Source organism: Dietzia sp. B32 (genome assembly GCF_024732245.1).
In the GTDB taxonomy this organism is placed as follows: Bacteria; Actinomycetota; Actinomycetes; order Mycobacteriales; family Mycobacteriaceae; genus Dietzia.
On record NZ_CP093845.1, the window covers coordinates 3,191,245 to 3,212,637 of the forward strand.

The following is a 21,393-nucleotide window of genomic DNA, read 5'->3' on the forward strand; positions in this document are numbered from 1 at the left end:
CACCGGGGTTATCCACAGGCATCCCGGGCGCGAGCGCCTGTGGATAACCGCGACCGCGTGGGGCCGGACACGACCGGCCCGTGCCACGATGTGCCCCGTGACCACCGTGACCGCTCCCGCTGACGATCCGGCTCGCGCCGCTGCCGGTACCCGAACAGCTGCGCCCGTCTCCCGTCGCACCGTCTCCCGCGACAGCGACCCCCGAGACACCGCCTCCCCCGTTGTCGCCGCACCGGCCGAGGCGACGTCGGTCGGTGCGGCGTCGGCCGAGGCGACGTCGGCCCGGGTCCGGGCCACGCTGCGTCCCGGGACCGTCGTGGTCGCCCGGGACCGCCACTGCGTGCAGGTGGGTCTGGCACCGGACCGTGCGGTGGTGATCGACGCCCCCGCCACCGTCGGCGCTCGTCGCCTCGCGGCACTGCTCGCCGGCCTCGAGGGCGGTGCCCACCTCGACGAGGTGGCCACTCGCGTAGGGATCGGCACGTCCGGGCTGGCCGCCGTCGCCCGGATCCTCGTCAATCTGGCCGACCTCGGTCACCTGCGACTCGACCCCCCGGGTGCGGGTCGCAACGCGGGCCCGGGCACGGCGGCGGAGGACCCCCTGCTGCGCCCCGCACCGGTGCGGCGGGTGCACCTCCTGGGTGTCGGCCAGATATCGGAGGTGCTCCGGGGCCCGCTGGCGGTCAACGGCTGTCGGGTGACGACCGGCCCCAGCCCGGGGCTGACCCTGGATGCCGACAAACCGCCCTGGTACCGGCGCGGCATGGTTCCTGACCTGGTCATCCTCACCGGGACGGTCTCGGTCGACCCGGTGGTCACCTCCGCTCTCACCCGATCCGGTCAGGCGCACATGCACGTGTACAGCCGCGACGGCCGGGTGGTGGTCGGCCCGACCGTGGTGCCGGGGGCCAGCCCGTGCCTGCGCTGCACCGACCTGTACCGCGCCCGACGGGACCCGAGGTGGCCGTTCGTCGCGGCCCAGCTCATCGGGCACAGCCCCGAGGCCGCGGTGCCCGCCCTCACCGCCGCTGCCGCGCTCGTGCTGGCGGAGGTCGCCGCCACCCGCGAGCCCTGGGCCGAGCTCCAGACCGTCGGCGCCACCGTGGAGATCAACCCGGCCGAGGGCCTCTGGCGCCGGCTCGAGTGGCAGGCCGACGAGGGCTGCGACTGTGGCGCCGCGCCGCATGCCCGTCCTCTGTCATGATTGGAGGCGTGTCCGACCTACCCCGTACCTCGTCCCGCCGCGCCGCGCGCCTCGCGGGACTCCCACTGGGCATCGCCGGTCGCGCCGCCGGGTCGCTCGGTCGTCGCGCTCTGGGGCGGGGGGACGGGGACCTGAGCGAAGAGCTGGCCGATCAGGCCGCCGAGCAGGTCTTCGCCGTCCTCGGCGAACTCAAGGGCGGCGCCATGAAGGTGGGTCAGGCCCTCAGCGTGTTCGAGGCCGGGATGCCCGACAAGTACGCCGAGCCGTTCCGCGAGGCCCTGACCAAACTCCAGGCCGAGGCACCGCCCCTGCCCGCCGCCGAGGTGGAGAAGGTCCTCGACACCCAGCTCGGTCTGCGCTGGCGGGAACGGTTCGCCGAATTCGACGGCCAGGCCACCGCCGCCGCCTCCATCGGCCAGGTCCACCGCGCGACCTGGTCCGACGGTCGCGAGGTCGCGGTCAAGATCCAGTACCCCGGTGCCGACGAGGCCCTCCGCTCGGACCTGCGCCAGCTGCGGCGACTGGCTCCCCTGCTGCGCCCGCTGAACCCGGGCACGGACATCAAGGGGATCATCGACGAGCTGTACGACAGCACGGTGAGCGAACTCGACTACCGCACGGAGGCCGACACCCAGCGGGTGTTCGCCGCCGCATACCGCGACGACCGCCTGTTCCGGGTGCCCTCCGTCCTCGCCTCATCGCCGAAGGTCCTGGTCACCGAATGGGCAGACGGGCGGGCCCTCAGCCGGATCTCCCGGGACGGCACCACCGAGGAGCGCAACCGGGCCGGTGAGCTCCTCACCGAGTTCCAGTTCAGCTCCCCCGTCCGCGCCCGACTGATGCACGGCGACCCCCATCCCGGGAATTTCCTGCTGGCCGACGACGGCCGCCTGGTGATTCTGGACTTCGGGGCGTCGATCCCCCTGCCCGAGGGTGTGCCCGAGGTGCTGAGTTCGATGATGCGGCTCGCACTGGCGGACGAGCCGGAGAAGCTCGTCGAACTGATGACCGCTGCCGGTTACGTCGGCCGGAACGGCCTCGACCCCGCCGACGCGATGGCGTTCCTCAACCCGTTCATCGAGCCGATGCGTGAGCCCGTCTTCCACTTCAGCCGCGCGTGGATGCAGCGCATCATGTCCGTCTACGGCGACGTGTCGGGACGGGAGTTCCGCACCTCCCGCTCGTTCACCCTGCCCCGCGAGTACGTCCTGATCCACCGGGTGCTGTCGGCTTCTGTGGGCATGCTCTGCCAGCTCGAGGCATCCGCCCCGTATCGCGATATCGTTCAGCGCTGGATGCCGGAGATCTTCGCCGACGAGGACTGATCCGGCCCGGGTGGCCGACCCCCCTACCGAGCGGAGCGGGGTCAGGTGGCGCGGATCAACTTCAGCACGTCGTCACCGTACTCACTCAGCTTGTGCGCCCCGATCCCGCCGATCCGGCCCAGTGCCCGGGTGTCGGTGGGCCGCTCGCGCGCGATCTGGGCGAGCGTGTCATTGGTGAACACCGTGTAGGCGGGCTTACCGATCCGCTCCGAGGTCTCCTTGCGCCAGTCGCGCAGTCGCTCGAACAACCCGGTATCGACCTCCACGGAGCATTCCGGGCACAGGCCCAGAGCACGGTGCATGGGTCCGGTCAGTTTCTCCCCGCACCCGCGGCACCGTCCCTTGTCCGAGGTGTCGCCGGACCCCCGGGGTCCGACGGGGGTCTGCGCCGGACGGACGGGGTCGAGGAAGCGGCTGGGCCGACGGGTGGCCCGTCCCCCGGCGCGGCGACTTCGACTCCAGGACACCGTCAGGTGCTCGCGGGCACGGGTGACGCCGACGTAGAGGAGGCGCCGTTCCTCCTCGATGGCGTCCGGCCCCGCGTTGATCGCATGGCTGATCGGCAGACTCCCCTCGTGCACACCGATGAGGAACACGGCGTCCCACTCCAGCCCCTTGGCGGCGTGGAACGACGCCAGTGTCACCCCCCGCTCGTCCGGGGCGTGGCGCGCCGCCGCCCGCTCACGAAGTCCCGCGACCACCGGGAGCAACCCCTCGCGGGCCTCGACGGTGGCGATCTCCTCCGCGAGACCCACCAGCGAGTTCAGTGAGTTCCAGGTCTCCCGGGCCTGTGCACCGGACGGCTCGGCGGCCGTGAGGCCCAGGGGCTCCAGGGCCTGCCTGATGACAGCGACGATCTCCGTGGGGTCGGTCAGCTGCGCGTACGCCTGCGACCGGGCCTCGTCCGAGCCGTCGATCAGTCGGTCGATCGCCGACATCGCCCGGCGCACGACCGGCCGCTCGAAGAAGCCCTCGCCACCCTTGAGCCGGTATCCGATCCCCGCTTCGTCCAGGGCCGCCTCGACCCGCTCGGACTGGGCGTTGATGCGGTACAGCACCGCGATCTCCGCGGGGTCCATCCCCCCGTGGACGAGATCGGCGACAGCTCCCGCCACCGCCTCGGCCTCGGCGTCCTCGTCGGGATACTCGGCGAGAACCGGATCCGGACCCGGCGGCCGCATGCCGCGCAGGGTCAGCCCGGCGCTGCGGAAGCGTCCACTTCCGGCCCCGATCACCGCGTTGGCCAGGTCCACGACCTGTGGGGTCGAGCGGTAGTCGGACTCCAGGCGTACGACGGCCGCCCCCGGGTAGCGGTCGGCGAAACCGAGCAGGAAATCCGGTTCGGCACCGGCGAACGAGTAGATGGTCTGGTTGACGTCACCGACCACCGTGAGGTCGTCCCGGTTGCCCAGCCACGCGGTGAGCAACCGTTGCTGGGCCGGGGTGACGTCCTGGAACTCGTCGACGACGAAGCAGCGATACCGATCCCGGAACTCCTCCGCGATCGCGGGAACGTCCTCCACGAGCTCGGCCATGTGGCTCAGGAGGTCGTCGAAGTCGAGCATCCGGACCGGTCCGGACACCTTGAGGTCCTCGTACGCGCGGAACGCGCGCGCGACCTCGGGGGCCGGGACCGGCAGATCGCGGCCCAGCGCGACCGCCTGCTCCGCATAGGTGTCCGGGGTGAGGAGGCTGGACTTGGCCCAGCCGATCTCGGTCAGGACGTCGCGGATGGTCTCGGTGGCGGGGTCCAGACCGGCCCGTCGCACGGCCTGGGCGACCGCGCGGAACTGCCCGTCCAGGAGTTGCCAGGGCTCCTCCCCGTACACCCGGGGCCAGAAGTACGACAGGTTGCGAAGGGCGGCCGAGTGGAAGGTCCGCGCCTGGACGGGTCCGGTCCCGGCGTCCGCGACTCCCAACCCCGCCAACCGCATCCGCAGCTCCCCGGCGGCGCGGGCGGTGAACGTCACCGCCAGCACCTGGTCGCCGCGGACGTGCCCGGTGGTCACCAGGTGGGCGATCCGACGGGTGATCGTGCGGGTCTTCCCCGTCCCGGCGCCGGCGAGGATGCAGACGGGTCCACGTGGCGCCAGCACGGCGTGCCGCTGCTGCGGGTCGAGGCCCTCCAGTGCGGACGTCGCACCGCCCCCCCGTCCGACAGCCCGACCGGAACCCGGGCCCGCTGTCGCGCCTGTTGTCGCGCCTGTTGTCGGGCCTGTTGTCGGGCCTGACCCCGCGCCGCGCCGCATGTCACTCACGCCCCCATCGTGGCATCCGGCTCCGACATCGCGCCGGAGGCCTCCCCCCGGGATGATTCCCACGGTCGCGCGCGTTACACCCCGTCATGAGCGATGAGACGACGAACGACGATGCCGGCGCCCTGACCCTGTACACCACCACGTGGTGTCCCTTCTGCACGCGGCTCAAGAAGCTGCTCGACGAGAAGGAGATCGGCTACACCGAGATCGATGTGGAGGCCGATGTCGAGGCCGCTGCCTTCGTCGAGAGCGTGAACGGCGGCAACCGGGTCGTCCCGACGGCGCTGTACTCCGACGGGACCACCGCCACCAATCCCCCGGCGTCGCAGGTGCGCGCCAAGCTGGCGGAGCTCGCCGGGGCCTGACACGCGGACCGTCCCGCCCACCCGGGCCCGACGGCGACGCCGGAGACCCTGGTCTCAGGCGTCGCCGTCCCCGTCGACCGCCGCGACCCAGGAGCGCAGCATCACGTGCGCGATGGAGACCGCCGGCGCCACCATGAGGTCGCCACGGCCGGCCAGCGCGTCACGCACCCGGTCGACGTCGAACCAGGCGGCCTCGCTGATCTCCTCGTCCTCGAGCACGATGGGCGCATCCGGGTCCGCGATGGCGTGGAAGCCGACCATGAGGGACCGGGGGAACGGCCAGGGTTGACTGCCCAGGTAGCGCACGCGGTCGACGACCACGCCCACCTCCTCGGCGACTTCGCGGCGGACGCAGCCCTCGAGGGATTCGCCCGCCTCCACGAACCCGGCGACGTGGGAGTACATGCCCGCGGGCCAGATCGGCTGGCGGGCCAGCAGGACGCGGCGCCCCCCGTCATGGACGAGGCAGATCACGGCCGGGTCAGTGCGTGGGTACTCGAGGCCGCCGTGGAACGGGTCCTCGATCGCCCATCCCGCGTCCACCCTGCGCGGGTGGTGGGTGCGTTCGCGCCCACGCACGTTGTCGCGATGCCATCCGAGCAGGGCCATGGCCTGGGCGGCCAGAGACCCGTCACCCTCGACCAGGTCCGCCCCGCAGGATCGGAGCGAGGTCACCGCGGGGTCGGCGGGGAGCTCCTCGACCGGGACCGCCCAGATGTGCCGCGCGTCCTCGGTCCGCCCGAGGAAGACGGCCTCCTCGGGGAGCGCGTCGGCGAGATGTACGGCCGGCTCCAGGCGGATCCGCTGCCGGTCACCGGGCGCCGGCTCGACGGCGAACCTGTTGCGTCGGTCCACCTTCATGACGCGGGCCGTCGCCCATCCCCTGGTCAGTTCGTCGGTGTCCTGCCGTAGGGGCGCAGCCCTGTCGGGTGCCGCCACCGCGAGCACCGGGTCGGAGTCGAGGGTGAAGTCCAGCGGCATCGTGTGGGGTCCTTTTCGCGGGGGCGTGACGGGCGCCACCGAGCGTAGCCCGGTCCCCTCGGCATCCTCGCGCTGCCCGTGCCTCAGCCGGAGACCATCCGGATGTAGAGCAACCGGTCGCCGCTCTCGAGTGCGTCCGCCTCGGACTCGTTGACCTTGATGAGCTGCCCCTTGCGCACCACCCCGAGCACGAGTTCGGCGAGGTGTCGGGGCGAGCCGCCCACCTCGGACTCCTCGACCCGCCGTTCCGCGATGGAGAAGCCCTCGTCGGGGGTCAGCAGGTCCTCCATCATCCCCACGACGGTCGGGGTGATGGTGGCCAGGCCGAGGAGCCGTCCCGTGGTCTCGGCGGAGACGACCACGGAGTCCGCGCCGGACTGCTTGAGCAGGTGTTTGTTGTCGCTCTCGCGGACCGTCGCGACGATCTTGGCGTTGGGCGCGAGTTCCCGCGCGGTGAGGGTGACCAGCACGGCCGTGTCGTCCGAGTTGGTGGCGACCACGACCGCGGAGGCCCGCGTGAGTCCCGCCAGTTTGAGTACATCGGATCGGGTGGCCGAGCCGTGGACGGTGACCAGTCCGTGGGCGGCCGCGGCCTTGAGCGCCTGGGGGTCGGTGTCGACGACGACGATGTCGTCCGGGGCTGTGTCGTCGGCGAGCATCGCCGCGATGGCGGACCTGCCCTTGGTGCCGTACCCGACGACGACGGTGTGATTGCGCACGTGACTCCTCCATCGCTGGATCTTGAAGGCCTGACGGGACTGCTCTGTCAGCACGGCCAGTGTGGTGCCGACGAGCAGGATGAGGAACACGAGGCGCAGCGGCGTGACGACGATGGTGTTGATCAACCGCGCCTGCTGGGTGATCGGGGTGATGTCGCCGTACCCGGTGGTGGAGAGGGAGACGGTGGCGTAGTAGAAGCAGTCGACGAGCGTCATCTCACCGCCCGGGCCGCCGCCGCCCGTGTAACCACCGCGGTCGAGCCACACCACGAGGACCCCGAGACACAGTGCCGTGAGCGCCATCGCGACGCGTTTCCCGATCAGCCGCCAGGGCGTCTCACTGTGTTCCGGGATGCTCACCACGCCCACGAGGGCGTGGTCGGGGCTCTCGTCCAGCGGATCGTGACCACGGAATCGCGACGCCAGTGCGCGCTTGTTGACCATGGAACTCCGTTTCCGCGACGTGTCCCTCGGGGGACCCTGCCGTCTTCGACATGAATAGTCGCCTATCGCACGCCCCGGGACAACAACCGGCCCCGCCCGGGGCCCTCCGAGAGGATACGGAGCAGCTCATCGGCGTCCGGCAGATCGGCTGGTTCGATCGTGCGCCCGGATCGCACATAGTGGAACGCGGCGCGCACGCTCTCGAGCTCCACGGGTCGTCCCAGGCGGGCGGTGGCGATATTGGCCCAGGCGTAGCGGTAGACCGCCAACTGAAGGGCCACGGCGGGCATGTCGCGTTCGGCGGGCACTCGTCCGGTCTTCCAGTCCACGATGATCCACCCGTCGCCGTCCCCGGCGGCCCCGAACACGGCGTCCATCCTGCCGCGCAGCAGGTGGTCGCCGAGTCCCACCTCGAAGGGCACCTCGACCGCTTCGGGGGTCATCCGTGCCCACGGGGACGACTCGAACGCCTCCTGCAGTGCGGTCAGGTCCGCCTCGGACAGCCCGTCGACGGCACCCTGGTCGCCGGCGCCGGGCAGGTCGTCGATGTCCAACAGGTGGGTGGCACCGAAGCGGTGCTCCAGCCAGAGGTGGAACCGGGTGCCGCGCCGCGCGAAGCGGTCGGGGCGGAAGGGGACCGGTCTGCGCAGACGGTCCGCGAACTCCCGGGGATCCGACGCCAGGGCGACGATCTGGCCCGCGGTGAGCCGGCGGGGCAACACCACCTCGTCCCGCTCTTCGGCCGCCCGCCGCGCGTCGGCGAGCAACGGCGCCGCGGCCAGGTGCCAGCGACGTGCGGCGCCCGCTTCCGGGGGGTCCTCGTTCTCGGGGTCCACCGGCACGGCCGCGTCGACCGCACGGGCCACGGTGACGCGGTCCGGCGCGGCCGGGCGTGGCCACGTCGCCTCCACGATGGTCGCCGTGGCGGGATTGGTGGGAGTCGGTGTGACGACGAGGTGGTCGACCTCACCCGGCGGGTCTTCTCCCCCGCACGCCTCGACGACCTCCTCGAGGAACTCGGAGGGCCCCTTGGGTTTCGCGGTCGCTCCGATCCAGTGCGACCCGGAGAGCAGCAGTGTCCGCTCCGCTCGTGTCACCGCCACGTAGAACAACCTGCGGTCCTCGTCCAGGGAGCGTCGCTTGACCCGCTTGATGTGGCTCTCCAGGGCGTTCTGGAGGAGTTTCCGGTCGGTCACGTCGTCGAGCCGGGGCACCGGGACGCCGCCCGGGTTGTCCTCTGACTCGCGGTCCCCCCGCAACTGCTCGGGCAACTGGGTCGCCGTGCGTACCGACGTCTCGGGCGCCTGGTCGGAGGGGAACACCCCGTGTACCAGGTGCGGAACGGCCACGATCTCCCACTCGAGCCCCTTGGCGGAGTGGACGGTGAGGATCTGCACCCGCCCCGGGGTGGCGGCGACCTCTCCGCGGGGGAGTCCGCTGTCGACAGTGCGAGCGAGGTCGAGGTAGGCCAGGAACGCGTCCAGCCCGGTTCCCCGGTCGGGTCGGAATCCCGCCGCCACCTCCTGCAGCGCGTCGAGTTGTTCGCGAGCCTCCCCGGCCCCGGCGCGTTGGCGGAGACGCACCTCCGCGTCGAGTCCCAGTGCCTGCTCGGCGGCAGCGACCAGGCGGGCGGGGGGTGCGGAGGATCGGGCGCGCAGACCCGAGATGATCCCCGCCAGTTCGCTGATGCGCGCCGCGCCGGCCGGGCTGTAGTCGCGCGCCGGACCCGGGTCGGCGAGGGCGTCGGCCAGCCCGGCCGAGTCGGTCTCCTCTCCCCTGGCGATCGCGTCGAGGATGTCCTCCAACTGGTCGAGGCCGGTCACCGCCCCGCCCGGGGTCGCCGCCCGACGGAGCGACAGGTGCGAGGCACGCCGGGCGAGCGCGGCGAGGTCGGCGGCTCCCAGTGCGAAGCGTGAGCCGGTGAGCAGGCGCAACAGCGCGGCTCCGGCCCCCGGGCGTGCGATCACCGTGAGCAGTGAGACCACATCTGCGACCTCGGGGACGTCGAGCAGTCCCCCCACGCCCACGACCTCGACGGCCAGTCCGCGCGCTTCGAGTGCGTCGGCGATCGCCGCCGAGTCCCCGTTGCGCCTGACCAGGACCGCGGCGGTCGGTGTGTGCCCGTCCCGGGCGGCCGCACGGTATCGCTCGGCAATCGCGTCCGCCAGCCATTCGCGTTCGTCCGCCGCGGTGTCGAGGACCGCGACCTTGAGGTCGGCGGGCTCGGCACCGGGCCGGGCTCGCAACTCGGGGACGGGGATCGACCCCGGTCGGCCCCGCAGCGGCCCGGTGATCCTGTTGGCCAGTGTGAGTACCTCCGGGGGGTTCCGCCACGAGGTGGTGAGTTCGCGCAGGTGCGAGCGCTGACCGCCGGCCAGGGGGAAGTCCTCACGGAACCGGTCGAGGTTCGAGGCCGAGGCCCCGCGCCAACCGTAGATGGACTGCATGGGGTCCCCGACTGCGGTGACCGCCGGCACCGGCCCCGCCCCGCCTCCGAACAGGGACGCGAGCAGGACGCGCTGCGAGTGCCCGGTGTCCTGGTACTCGTCCAGCAGGACCACCCGGAACGCCCGGCGCTCGGCCTGTCCGACCTGGGGGTGGTCGCGGGCGACCGCGGCCGACAGGGCCATCTGCGAACCGTGGTCGAGAGCCGACTCGGCGCGCATGCGTTCCGCTACCGCGTCCACCAGGTCCGCGAGTTCGTCGCGATGCCCCTGCACGTCGGCCGTCTCCCGGAGCCACTTCGTGGGGGTCTGGTGTTGCCGCGGGCCGGGGGGCAGGGTTGCGATGAGGGTGGTCACCAGGTCCGGGTGTGTGCGCAGATCGTCTGTGGTGACGAGGTGGTCGGACAGTTGGCCCGCCAACGCCAGGACATCCCGTGTCACCTTGCCGGGGTTCGATCCGGTCATCAGGGGGCTCTCCCACCTCGACACCACGTCGTGCGCGAGCTGGAAGGCGGCGGTGGGGGTGAGCAGCCGCGAGTCCGGTTCGACGGGGACGAGCAGTCCGTACGTCCCGAGCAGTGTCCCGGCGAACGCGTGGTAGGTCGAGATCTGTGGGTCCTCGGTGCGGATGGCCTCGGCGACCCCGGGGGCGGCTCCCGGGCCCGTGCACAGAGGACTGCGTGCGAGCGCGTCGAGTCGCCGGCGGATCCGGCGGGACAACTGCTGCGCGGCCTTACGGGTGAAGGTCAGGCCGAGGATCTCCCCCGGTCGTGCGTACCCGTTGGCCACCAGCCACACCACGCGGGCGGCCATCGTCTCGGTCTTTCCGGCACCCGCTCCCGCCAGGACCAACGTCGGTTCCGCCGGACCCGCGATCACCTCGGCCTGCTCGCGGGTCGGCCGGTGGATTCCGAGCGCGTCGGCGATGGCATCGGGCTCGATCGTCGCGGTCATCCGATCACCTGTTCTCCCTCGGGCTGCGCGGGGCAGCTGGATCTGACGTCGCAGTGGTCGCACCAGCGGCCCGCTCTCGCCGAGTAGGACGGCCCGACGGTCGCGCGGCCCGCCTCCGTCACCCGCCGGGTGAGCGCCTCGGCCGCCTCGGCCCCGAGCGGGTCCTGGGTCCGTTCGGCCGGCATGCGACCCTCCCGAGCCGCCAGATAGAGCAGGAGGCCTCCGCCCGGGTCCCGCCCCGCGGCGGAGTCGACCGCCCCGTTGGCCAGGGCGAGTTGGTAGAGGGCGAGCTGCGGGTGGACGGCTGCATCGGCCTGGCTCGCCACGGCACCGCCGGTCTTCACGTCGACCGGGATCACCTGCCCCGCCGTGGTCGCCTCGAGCCGGTCGATCCGACCCCGGACGCGCACGGGGCCCTCGACCTCGAACTCGAACGGCTCCTCGACCCCGGCGGTGGTGTACTCGCCGCGGGTCGAGGAGCGCCACAGTCGGAACGTCTCTGCCATCTCGACCATCGATTCCGCTCCCCGCTCGGCGAACCACCCGCGGGCCATCGTGAGCGCCTCGGCTCGGCGCAGGACGGCCGCGCGTACCGCGTCCTCGGAGATCCCTCCCTCCACCGCCTGTGTGAGCGCGTGGACCGCCGAGCCCCGGATGAGCGGCGCCGCCGATCCGGCGTCCGACGAGTCGCCACGCATCTTCTGGAGAAACCACCGGAGGGGGCACTCCTCCAGGGCGCCGAAACCGGACGGCGAGAGGACCGCGAGGGGCACGCCGGGCGTCGCGGTGACCACCGGCTCGGCCGTGGACGGCTCGGCGGCGCCGAACCAGGTCCGCGGATCGGCGACCCCCACCCCGGCGTCGCGGAGGCCGGCGAGGAGCCCGGCCGCGTGACGGGCGTCTTCCGGGTCGGTCGCCGGGTCGTGCAGAGCCGCCCGCAGATCGACGGCCAGGTGCGGCAGGGTGAACACGGTGGGCGCGTGCGGGGGTGGGCCCGTCACCTGCCCGGTCGGGGCTGTGGTGGGGGCCACGGTGGCCAGGTCGGAGATCTCGTCGATGAACCGGGACGGGGCCACATCCCCCTGCTCCGGTGACTCGACCGCGGTCACCAGGAGATGATCGCTCGCGCGGGAACAGGCGACGTAGAACAGGCGACGTTCCTCGGCCGAGCGGGCGGCGGCGGAGGACACGGCCCGCTCGGCCTCGGACGGCACGGGACCGTCGCCGGCGATCTCGGTCAGATCCACCAGTTCGTCGACCCCGAGCAGCCCGGACCGCCGGCGGGGTGCGGGCCACACCCCGTCCTGCACGCCACACACGGCCACGGCCCGCCACTGTCTGCCCACCGCGGCGTGCGCGGACAGCACGCTGACCGCCCCGCCGCGGGCCCTGGTGTCCGCGCGACCGGGCGCGGGCAGGTCCTCGCCGGAGACGATGTCGCAGAAGAGCGCCACGGATCCGCCGGGCACCCGGTCGACGAAGTCGGCCGCGTGGTCGAACAGCGACACGACCGCGTCGAGTGAGCGGTCCGCGGACCGGGACCACGGGTCGGCGGCCACTGCCTGACGGACGAGCCGCCGCTCCAGCCGGGACGCCGACCACGCCGCCCAGAGGGTCTCCTCCGCGGTCCCGCCCGCCTCGAGCTCCGCCAGGACGGCCGCCCGGGCCCGTCGGATCCTCGTCACCGGCGCGAGCTCCACGGCGGTGAGGCCCGGCGGGATCTGGTCCTCCGCCGCGAGGACCAGCCGACGCAGTGTGTCCGCGCTCGGTTCGGTGCCGCCTATCCCGGAGCGCCGCAGGCCGCGCCGGAGGCGACGCATCGCGACCGCGTCGGCGCGACCGATCGGGCCCGAGAGCATGGCCAGGGTCCGCTCGGCGTCGGTCCCGGCCTCGCCCTCCACCGCGGACCGCACCAGGAGAAGCAGCCCGGACGCCACGGGATCGTGGGCCGGCGGGATCTCCGCACCCGCGTCGACGACGGGGACGTCCGCGGCGTCGAGGGCCGCCAGGAGCGCATCCGCCACCCGCGGCAGGGAGCGGGTCACCACGGCCATCTCCCCGTAGTCGATACCGTCCAGGACGTGGCGGCGACGGAGGAAATCCGCGATGACGGCCGCCTCCCCCGCGGCCGAGCCCGCGACGGTCACCCCCACCGAGCCCTCGGCACCGCCGGTCGATTCGCGGGGGCGGTGGCGCGCGGCCCCGGGGAGCCGCGACGCGACACGCGCCGCGACCGCCGTGATCGCCGGCGACATGCGGTGTCCGGCGTGGAGGTCGACGGCGCGGCCGCCCTGGTCCACCACGGCGCGCGCGAGCCCGCCGTCCGCCCCGCGGAACCGGAACACCGACTGGTCGCCGTCCTCGACCACCAGCAGCACATCCGCGCCGCCACCGACCGTCGCCACGAACTCGGCGGCGAGGGGATCGAGATGGTGCGCGTCGTCCACCGCGACGAGCCGGCGTGACCGGAAGATCTCACGGAGATCGGGATCCGCGGTGAGTGCGTCGAGGGCGGCCCCCACCAGTTCCGCGGCGTTGAGCGCCTCCGGGATGTCGGACTGCCCGGAACGCACACCGGAGCGTAGTGCCATCTGCTCCTCGTGGCGGCGGAAGAACCCGGCGGCGGCGACCCACGCGGGCCGACCCGCGGTCCGTCCCAACCGGGCGAGTTCGCGTGGTCCGATGCCCCTCTCCAGCGAGCGCAGGAGCAGGTCGCGCAGTTCGCGGGCGAACCCGACCGTGGCCAGGGCCGGACGCATCTGCTCCGGCCAGTGCGGCGCCCCGTCCGCCAGTTCGCCCGACAGGGTCTCCCGCACCACCGCGTCGTGCTCGGCCCCGGTGCGCAACCGCGGGGGCGGTGCATCGGCCCGCGCGGCCGCCAACCGGACGACCGCGTGGGCCAGGGAGTGGACGGTGCGGACCGGCGCATCGGTGCCCACCACGAGCTCCGGAGGCAGGCCGCGGGTGGACTGTTCGAGCAGGGCGGCCGCCGCCGTCGCCGAACCCGTGAGGACCAGGACGCCGTCCATGCCCACCCCACCGGCCACCGCCGAACGCACCACGTCGACGATCAGCGAGGTCTTCCCGCTACCCGGGCCCCCGCGGACCACCCACCGATCCTGCCGACCGGTCCGGGCGCCCGACCAGTCACGGCCGAGGAGATCGTCGAGATCTGCCGGCCAGGATGTCCCCGGATGGCCGACCGCGCGGTCGGCGCGGGCGGCGCGGGCGGCGCGGTCGGCGCGGTCGGCGCGGGCGGCGCGGCTGGCGGTCGGGGTGTCGACGGGCTCTGTCACGGGTCGATGAGACCACACGCCTACGACATCGCCCCGCCGCGAGGGTCAGCGCAGGGTGTCCTCGAGCATGTTCGGGCGGCAGGCGGTCCGCGAGACGACCGTCATGATCACCAGGACCACCGTGAGGAACGCCAGGCCGGCACCGAGCCCGGGTCCGTCGAACAGCATGCCGAACACGAGCGGCCCCAGGGACGCGGCCGTGTACCCGACGCCCTGGGAGAACCCCGAGAGCGCAGCGGAACCCGCCTGTGTGCGCGTGCGGAGGTTGATCAACGTCAGGCAGAGGGGGAACGTGCTGGGCCCCACCCCGAGCAGGCAGATCCACACCCACGCCGCGCCGGGCGCCCAGAGCAGGCCGGCGAACCCGGCCAGATAGGACACGACGGAGACGACGACGACGGCGTACGGGTCCTCGAAACGGCCCGCGGCCCACGGCACCACCAGGGCTGCGACGAGCCCGATCGCCGAGTAGACGGCCAGCGCCAACCCGCCCTCGGCGCGGGTCATCCCGATCGACTCGGCCACGGCCGGGAGCCAGGTGAAGAACGCGTACGTGCACAGGGAGTTGGTGCCGAAGAACAGGGCCAGGGCCACGCCGACCGGCGAGCGCCACGGGCGGATGCGCCGGGCCGGGGCGTCGGTGGCACCGTCGACGTGGCGGGGCGGGGCGGTGGGCACCCCCGGGTTCAGGATCTCGACGATCCACGGGATCGCGGCGACGACGGCGAGGACCGCCCACCAGCCGATCGAGACCCGCCACCCCGCGGCCTCCTCGACGGGCACGGCGACCAGCGCGGGAACGACGGTGCCCAGCTGCAGGCCGGTGATGTAGGCCATGCTGACCGCGGCCACGTGCCGCGGGAAGTACTTCTTGACCAGGGGCGGGGCGACGACGTTGCCGATACCCATCCCGGCCAGTGCGATGAGGGACCCGACCCCCATCACTACCGGGTCGTGGGCGAGGGCCCGGATGATCTGACCCGCGGCCGCCGCGACCATCGCGAGGACCGTCAGCAGCTCCAGGCCCATCCGACGCAGGACCATCGGGGTGAGGACACCCCACACCGCGAACATGGCGGTGGGGACCATGCCCAGCAGTCCCATCCCGGCGGCGCCGAGACCGATCTCGGCGTCGATCACCCCGAGCAGCGGGCTGAGGGAGGTCACGGCCGTCCGGAGGTTCAGCGAGACGAGGATGACACCGACCAGAGCAACGAGCGGGAACGCGAGGGCGCCCCGGCGGGTCGACCCCCGCGGGGAGTCGGGGCTCATTCGGCGGTGTCCCCGACGAACTCGCCGACCTCACGGGCCATCGACTGCAAGCCGTCCATCGCGTGCGGCCGCGAACCCGGGTGGAGAGCGTGCACCGCCAGGCGGAACACGGCGGCGCGCAGGACCATCTGGGGCCAGTGCTCGAGATGGCGCCACCTGCGGAGGACCCCGGAGTCCACCGTGCCCCACGACAGGTGGTCCACGGCGACGACCGCGGCCGACCACGAGGCGGGCCGGGCGTAGGGGACGACGTCGGTCAGCGCCGGCTCGGCGGAGGAATCGAAGAGCAGTCCCCGGGCGAGGTCCCCGTGGACCACGCCGGCCACTGTCGTCCCGACCGGCCGGCGATGTCGGATCAGGCCCGTCGCACCGAGCAGGGCGGCTGCGCGGTGGGTCGCGAACGGGGTGCCCCGGTCCTCCATCCCGGGGGCGAGGTCGTGCTCGGGATCACCGTCCCAGGCGGCCGCCTCGGCGAACGAGAACAGGTCGGTCTCGGCCCACGGCCTCGTCGCCGGGCGGGTGGCCGGGCGCGGTCGCTCGACGCCGGCGAGCGCCGCGTTGATCCGGGCCGACCACGCGATGGTCTCGTCGGCGCGCGCCTCTGGCCGACCGGTGACGACCCTGTCGGCGCGCCATCCGCTCACGACGTGCCGACCGTCGCGGGAGCGGACCGGCAGCGCGACCCGCAGTCCCGTCACATCGAGTTCCTCGCGGACCCGGGCGGACCAGTTCGCCAGTGCGGTGTCCGCGACGGGCCGGAGTACGAGGGCGGCCCCGGACGTCGACACCAGCCAGCCGGTACCGGAGCCGGCGATCACGGGGACGGCAGGGCCGTCCGCCACGCCGAACGCGCCGCGGACGTGTTCGGGGACGCTCACGTCGTTCACTCCGCCCACGCTACCCATCCGCCCACGCTACCCATCCCCACGGTCAATACCCGGGCAGGGACGGGTCGACGTCGCGTGTCCAGGCCTCGATCCCGCCCGCCAACGATCGGACCCCGGCGAAACCGGCCCCGGCCAGGGTCGTGGCGGCGCGGGCGGACCGCACACCCGACTTGCAGTACAGGACCAACGGCCCGCGGGCGGCGGCGCGACCGAGGACACCGGTCGGATCACCCGCGTCCTCGGCTACGGAGTCCAACGGCACCCACACCGACGGGTCGATCCGGGCGATGGACCGCTCCCCCGCCCCGCGGACGTCCACGAGGACCGGGGCGGGGGCACCGGAGGGCCCGGCCCCGCCCAACTCCTCCGCGAGCTCGGCGGCGGTGACGGTCGGCGACCCGGGTGTCGGCACCTCGCAGGAGACGTCGTCGGCGCCGTCGGGCAACCGGGTGACCGGTTCCCTCGACGGGTCCGGGCGGATCGTCACCGTCCGGTGGGTGGACTCGAGCAGATCCATGAGGACGAGGCGCCCGAGCAGCGGCTGGCCGGCACCGGTCACGAGCTTGACGGCCTCCATGGCCATCATCGACCCGACCGTGCCGCACAGGGCGCCCACGACACCGGCCTCGGCACAGCTGGGCACCGACCCCGGTGGTGGCGGCGACGGGTAGAGGTCCCGCAGCGTCACCGGGTCCGCGGGTGCGGGCGGGCGCGACCAGAACACGGCGAGCTGCGCCCGGAACCGGTCGATGGTCCCCCAGATGAGCGGGATCCCGGCGATCTCGCACGCGTCGGAGACCAGATACCGGGTGGCGAAGTTGTCACTGCCGTCGATCACCAGATGATGGCCCTCGAGCAGGGCACCGATGTTCAGTGCGTCGAGTCGCGTGTGGAGAGCCTCGACCTCGACCCCGGGGGCCAACTCGGCCAGCCGGTCCCGGGCCGAATCCACCTTCGGTCGGCCCACCGCTCCCACGGAGTGGATCACCTGCCGGTGCAGATTGCCGAGGTCCACCTCGTCGTCGTCGACGACCGTGATCCGACCGACCCCCGCCGCGGCGAGGTACATGAGCACGGGGGCGCCCAGGCCGCCGGCGCCCACGACGAACACGGACGCGGCGCGCAGGCGACGCTGCCCCTCGTCACCGATCGCGCCGAGCAACAGGTGCCGCGAGTACAGTTCCCGCTCGTCCCTGGTCAGCTCCGGCACCGGGTCGACCAGGGGTGGGAGTACGCGCTCCGCCGCCCCGCCCACGGCACTCATCTCGTCACCGGGGGTCCGTCGGGGAACGGCCAGGCGTTGTATCGACACGTGTCGTCGTTGTCCGGGACGACACCCTCGGGATCCAGCTTGTGGATGTCGCCGTTGTTCACCCCGAACGTCTGCTGCATCATGATCGGCGCCAGTGCGCCGTCGGCCGGGCAGGGGTCGTGCGCCGGGTAGCCGATCGCGTGGCCCACCTCGTGGTTGACCAGATACTGCCGGTAGGACCCGATGTCCCCCTGGAAGGACCTCGCCCCACGCACCCAGCGGGCCAGGTTGAGGTAGACGCGTCCCGTGGCGGAGTTGTAGCAACTCGCCTCGAGTTCGATGTCGTACCCGCAGTTCTCACGAACCGTGATGGGGCTGGCCAACGAGACCCGGAAGGCCGGCTCGGCCCCGGTGACCCGCTGGAACGCGACGGCCCCGTCCGCCGTCCAGCTCTTGGGGTTGGCGAGCGTCGCGTCGACCATCCGGGCGACCGACTCGTCCCCTCCGAAGTCGGTGGTGTCGATCCCGTCCTCGATCTCCACCGTGTAGGTGTACCGCTCGGCCGACGGACTCCCCACCGGATCGGTGTCCCCGGGCACGGTCCTGAACCCGCCGCCCGCGGCCTCGACGAAGGGGCCGCCCTCCGGCAACTCCCCGCTGGGCGGGACCTCGCCCGTCGCGGGAACCCCGACGACGGCCGGTGTCTCCTCGGCGCGGACGACCCGCTCCTCGTCCGACGTCCCCGGCGAGACGATCGCGTCCCCGATCACCAGTGCGGTGAGGACCAGCAGGACCGGGATCGCGTACGCCCGCCAGCCCCACGTGGAGAAGAACCGGCCGATCGCGGTCTGCCGGGGCAGGTGATCCCGTGACCCGGGCACCGACCGGCGACGACCCGGGGTCGACTCCTGCGGGTCCCACGGCGCGCGCAGCGGCTCACCGTGCGGAGGGTAGTACGGCGCCCGCTGACGGCCCCCGGTGTCCACACCGTCGGGCGTCCGGCGACGGCCGTCGCTCATCGGTACACCTCCACGTCCGCTCCTGAAGTCAAGGCCTACACGATCCCACATGCGGGGTGAGGCGCCTCCTCCCGCACTCCGCCGGTGCAGGTATTGTCCGTCTGGCCCGGACGCCTGTCGACTCCCGCCCGGGCGGACAGGAGCCAGCACATGCCGAGCCCGGACGGACCCTTCCCGGCCGCCCCGGGCCGCGCGAGGGCTGCCCGCCTCCCCCGGGGGGCCCGCCGCAGCCAGCTGATCGACGCCGCCGGGACCGTGTTCGTGGACCAGGGCTTCCACTCCTCCGGGATGGACGACATCGCCGTCCTGGCCGGCGTCTCCAAACCTGTGCTCTACCAGCACTTCGACTCCAAGCGGGACCTGTACATCGAGGTACTGCGCCACCATGTGGACGAACTGCTCGGGCGCATCCGCGCCGCGCTGGACTCGACCTCGGACAACCGTCGCCGGGTCGAGGCCGCCGTCGACACGTTCTTCGCGTACGCCGACTCCGACACCCGCGGCTTCCGCCTGGTGTTCTACTCCGAGTCCGGCGATGAGGATGTCCGGCGGGAACTCGACCGGGCCACCGACGGCTGTATCGAGGCGGTCCACGACCTCGTCCGCGGGGATTCCGGTCTCGACGCCCACCGGTCGCGGTTGTTGGCCGTCGGACTGGTCGGCGCCAGCCGCGTCAGCGCGGGGCACTGGCTCGACGCCGGCCGACCGATCCCCCGCGCGGACGCGGTCTCCACGACGGTCACCCTCTGTTGGGGTGGCCTGTCGAAGATCCCGCGACACGGAGGGGACCGCCCCGGTCCGGGCGATCAGCCGACCTAGGTCCCGGTTCCCGGTCCGGACCCGGTCCGGACCGGGAACCGACCCCGGGGCCGCGGGGACCGTCACCGCGGACCCCGCGGGGTCTCCAGCCCCTAGGAGAGGAACCCGACCGCGCGGCGCGCGGTCTCCCCGATCTCGACGTACGCCACCCGATCCGTGGAGACGAGGTAGCGGCGCCCCTTCTCGTCCTCGAGCTCGAGGACGGACTTGGCCTCGGCGGTCAGGGCCGCCTCGACGCGCTTGTAGACGTCCTCCGGCGCCATCCCGGTCTTGAACACGAGCTCACGGTTGCTGTCGGCGATGCCGATCTTGACCTCCACGGTGCCTGCCCTTCTCGTCGTAGGCGCCTGTCACGCCGTCTTCGGTGATACGTGCGATCCAGGCTAGCCCGACGTGCTCGGAAGGCGGCGGCACGGGATAGGATGTGTGCACGTGGATCACTCCCCGGATCCGGATCGCTCCGGTGTCGGGCGCGACAGGTCCGCGTGGAAATGTGCGCGCGCCCCGCTCGCGAGGCCGGACCTTGTGCGGCCCGAACCATCCGCGCGCGAGACGAGAAAGGCACCGCCCTGTCCACCACAGATGTCACCACCGAAGAAGTCGACGGCATGGCCACGACGACAGCCGTCGTCGACGCCCCGTCCTCCGACTCCTCCCCCAGCTTCGCCGAGCTCGGCGTGCGACCCGAGATCGTCACCGCGCTCGCCGAGCGCGGGATCACCCACACGTTCGCCATCCAGGAGCTCACCCTCCCCCTGGCGCTGGCGGGATCCGACCTGATCGGTCAGGCCCGCACCGGAATGGGCAAGACCTACGGGTTCGGTGTCCCGCTCCTGCACCGCATCGCCACCGGCGAGGCGACCAGGGAGCTAGACGGGACCCCGCGGGCACTGATCATCGTCCCCACCCGTGAGTTGTGCGTCCAGGTCACCCAGGACCTCAAGATCGCCGCCACCGGACTCACCGCACCCTCCGGCTCGGGCACCCGCCCGCTCAAGGTCCTCGCGATCTACGGCGGCACGCCGTACGAGCAGCAGACCGAGGCCCTGGAGAAGGGCGTCGACGTGGTCGTGGGCACGCCCGGGCGCCTGCTCGACCTCGCGAACCAGTCGAAGCTCGTCCTGGGCAAGGTCGAGGCGCTCGTCCTGGACGAGGCCGACGAGATGCTCGACCTGGGGTTCCTGCCCGACATCGAGAAGCTGCTGCGCATGGTCCCGGACAAGCGCCAGACCATGCTCTTCTCGGCCACGATGCCGGGGCCGATCATCACCCTGGCGCGGACGTTCCTCACCAAGCCGACGCACATCCGGGCCGAGGCCGCCGACTCCGGTGCCACGCACGAGAACACCACCCAGTACGTCTACCGGGCCCATTCACTCGACAAGCCCGAGGTGGTCTCGCGGATCCTGCAGGCCGAGGGCCGGGGCGCGACGATGATCTTCTGCCGCACCAAGCGCACCGCCCAGAAGCTGGCCGACGATCTCGCCGAACGTGGCTTCCGGGTGGGGGCGATCCACGGCGATCTCGGCCAGGGTGCCCGCGAGAAGTCGCTCAGGGCGTTCCGTTCCGGTGACGTCGACGTGCTGGTCGCAACCGATGTCGCGGCTCGCGGGATCGACGTCGACGACGTCACCCACGTCATCAACTACCAGTGCCCCGAGGACGAGAAGACCTACGTGCACCGGATCGGCCGCACCGGCCGTGCAGGGCGCACGGGTGTCGCCGTCACCCTCGTGGACTGGGACGACCTGCCCCGGTGGGGTCTGATCGACAAGGCGCTCGGGCTCGAGTCCGGCGAACCCGCCGAGACCTACTCGACGTCCCCGCACCTGCGGTCCGACCTCGGGATCCCCGAGGGCGCGGGCGGGCGTGTCGGCGCCGCCACCGGAACCGGTTCCGGCCGCCGCCCGGCCGACCGGGAGTCCCGCGGATCCACGCGGGAGACCGGGACCGGATCGCGGCCCCGCCGACGACGTACCCGGACCGACGCCTCCGGCGCTGACGGGTCCCCGGCGCCCACCTCGTCCGGTGACCCCGCTCCCGGGACGGCGACCGGGGATGATTCGGCCGGCTCCGGGGATGCACCCGCGCGGCGCCGCCGTCGCCGTCGGCGCCCCTCGTCGTCGTCGTCCGATCAGTCCGGTCAGGACTGAC

At 72.8% G+C, this 21,393-nt stretch carries 15 protein-coding genes; 5 read left to right on the forward strand and 10 right to left on the reverse strand.

Features of this window, described 5'->3' with window-relative positions; genetic code table 11:
• Window positions 1-97: 97 nt before the first annotated feature.
• Window positions 98-1,204, forward strand: coding sequence for a hypothetical protein (locus L8M95_RS17540; protein WP_312027420.1), 1,107 nt, complete (start codon window positions 98-100; stop codon window positions 1,202-1,204).
• A gap of 8 nt (window positions 1,205-1,212) precedes the next feature.
• Entirely contained in the window at window positions 1,213-2,529 is a 1,317-nt protein-coding gene (locus L8M95_RS15100) for an AarF/ABC1/UbiB kinase family protein (protein ID WP_260486901.1), read from the forward strand.
• A gap of 41 nt (window positions 2,530-2,570) precedes the next feature.
• Here L8M95_RS15100 and L8M95_RS15105 read toward each other — a convergent pair whose 3' ends face one another.
• Window positions 2,571-4,658 (reverse strand): ATP-dependent DNA helicase UvrD2, encoded by a 2,088-nt coding sequence (locus L8M95_RS15105; RefSeq protein ID WP_260489278.1) that lies wholly within the window; start codon window positions 4,656-4,658, stop codon window positions 2,571-2,573.
• Between the two features lie 215 nt (window positions 4,659-4,873).
• Here L8M95_RS15105 and L8M95_RS15110 point away from each other — a divergent pair, with 215 nt between their 5' ends.
• Window positions 4,874-5,152 carry a mycoredoxin gene (locus L8M95_RS15110; protein ID WP_260486902.1) on the forward strand — a complete coding sequence of 93 codons (279 nt, stop codon included), beginning with the start codon at window positions 4,874-4,876 and terminating at the stop codon, window positions 5,150-5,152.
• A 54-nt stretch (window positions 5,153-5,206) separates the two neighbouring features.
• Here L8M95_RS15110 and nudC read toward each other — a convergent pair whose 3' ends face one another.
• The 8 genes from nudC to L8M95_RS15150 form a co-directional block, all read right to left on the reverse strand.
• Complete coding sequence (gene nudC / locus L8M95_RS15115) at window positions 5,207-6,133, reverse strand: NAD(+) diphosphatase (protein ID WP_260486903.1); 927 nt, start codon at window positions 6,131-6,133, stop codon at window positions 5,207-5,209.
• 83 nt (window positions 6,134-6,216) lie between these two features.
• The gene (locus L8M95_RS15120; RefSeq protein WP_260486904.1) at window positions 6,217-7,296 is read right to left on the reverse strand and encodes a TrkA family potassium uptake protein; all 1,080 of its coding nucleotides are present in this window, start codon (window positions 7,294-7,296) and stop codon (window positions 6,217-6,219) included.
• Window positions 7,297-7,358: 62 nt separating this feature from the next.
• Window positions 7,359-10,694, reverse strand: a complete 3,336-nt coding sequence (locus L8M95_RS15125; RefSeq protein ID WP_260486905.1) for a DEAD/DEAH box helicase — start codon at window positions 10,692-10,694, stop codon at window positions 7,359-7,361.
• Window positions 10,691-13,990 (reverse strand): UrvD/REP family ATP-dependent DNA helicase, encoded by a 3,300-nt coding sequence (locus L8M95_RS15130; RefSeq protein WP_260486906.1) that lies wholly within the window; start codon window positions 13,988-13,990, stop codon window positions 10,691-10,693. Before L8M95_RS15130 ends, L8M95_RS15125 begins: the two co-directional genes overlap by 4 nt.
• A 45-nt stretch (window positions 13,991-14,035) precedes the next feature.
• Window positions 14,036-15,262: an MFS transporter gene (locus L8M95_RS15135; RefSeq protein WP_260486907.1), complete on the reverse strand. Its 1,227-nt coding sequence runs from the start codon at window positions 15,260-15,262 to the stop codon at window positions 14,036-14,038.
• Window positions 15,259-16,149 (reverse strand): TIGR02569 family protein, encoded by an 891-nt coding sequence (locus tag L8M95_RS15140; protein ID WP_260486908.1) that lies wholly within the window; start codon window positions 16,147-16,149, stop codon window positions 15,259-15,261. The genes L8M95_RS15135 and L8M95_RS15140 overlap by 4 nt, the downstream gene beginning before the upstream one ends.
• 43 nt (window positions 16,150-16,192) lie before the next feature.
• Entirely contained in the window at window positions 16,193-17,413 is a 1,221-nt protein-coding gene (locus L8M95_RS15145) for a ThiF family adenylyltransferase (protein WP_260486909.1), read from the reverse strand.
• Window positions 17,410-18,420: a DUF3152 domain-containing protein gene (locus L8M95_RS15150; RefSeq protein WP_260486910.1), complete on the reverse strand. Its 1,011-nt coding sequence runs from the start codon at window positions 18,418-18,420 to the stop codon at window positions 17,410-17,412. Before L8M95_RS15150 ends, L8M95_RS15145 begins: the two co-directional genes overlap by 4 nt.
• Window positions 18,421-18,570: 150 nt before the next feature.
• Between L8M95_RS15150 and L8M95_RS15155 the strand changes: the two genes are divergently transcribed.
• The gene (locus tag L8M95_RS15155; protein WP_260486911.1) at window positions 18,571-19,239 is read left to right on the forward strand and encodes a TetR/AcrR family transcriptional regulator; all 669 of its coding nucleotides are present in this window, start codon (window positions 18,571-18,573) and stop codon (window positions 19,237-19,239) included.
• Window positions 19,240-19,331: 92 nt separating this feature from the next.
• Here L8M95_RS15155 and L8M95_RS15160 read toward each other — a convergent pair whose 3' ends face one another.
• Window positions 19,332-19,559 carry a DUF3107 domain-containing protein gene (locus L8M95_RS15160; RefSeq protein ID WP_260486912.1) on the reverse strand — a complete coding sequence of 76 codons (228 nt, stop codon included), beginning with the start codon at window positions 19,557-19,559 and terminating at the stop codon, window positions 19,332-19,334.
• A 219-nt stretch (window positions 19,560-19,778) separates the two neighbouring features.
• On the opposite strand from L8M95_RS15160, the gene L8M95_RS15165 reads away from it, so the two are divergent.
• Window positions 19,779-21,392 carry a DEAD/DEAH box helicase gene (locus L8M95_RS15165; RefSeq protein ID WP_396119808.1) on the forward strand — a complete coding sequence of 538 codons (1,614 nt, stop codon included), beginning with the start codon at window positions 19,779-19,781 and terminating at the stop codon, window positions 21,390-21,392.
• The last annotated feature ends 1 nt before the right edge of the window (window position 21,393 follow it).

What these genes read in the sequence shown, in the direction of transcription:
- L8M95_RS15110 (WP_260486902.1), top strand. Translation starts at nt 4,874, where the DNA reads ATGAGCGATGAGACGACGAACGACGATGCCGGCGCCCTGACCCTGTAC.
- nudC (WP_260486903.1), bottom strand. Translation starts at nt 6,133, where the DNA reads ATGCCGCTGGACTTCACCCTCGACTCCGACCCGGTGCTCGCGGTGGCG.
- L8M95_RS15120 (WP_260486904.1), bottom strand. Translation starts at nt 7,296, where the DNA reads ATGGTCAACAAGCGCGCACTGGCGTCGCGATTCCGTGGTCACGATCCG.
- L8M95_RS15125 (WP_260486905.1), bottom strand. Translation starts at nt 10,694, where the DNA reads ATGACCGCGACGATCGAGCCCGATGCCATCGCCGACGCGCTCGGAATC.
- L8M95_RS15135 (WP_260486907.1), bottom strand. Translation starts at nt 15,262, where the DNA reads ATGAGCCCCGACTCCCCGCGGGGGTCGACCCGCCGGGGCGCCCTCGCG.
- L8M95_RS15145 (WP_260486909.1), bottom strand. Translation starts at nt 17,413, where the DNA reads ATGAGTGCCGTGGGCGGGGCGGCGGAGCGCGTACTCCCACCCCTGGTC.
- L8M95_RS15150 (WP_260486910.1), bottom strand. Translation starts at nt 18,420, where the DNA reads ATGAGCGACGGCCGTCGCCGGACGCCCGACGGTGTGGACACCGGGGGC.
- L8M95_RS15155 (WP_260486911.1), top strand. Translation starts at nt 18,571, where the DNA reads ATGCCGAGCCCGGACGGACCCTTCCCGGCCGCCCCGGGCCGCGCGAGG.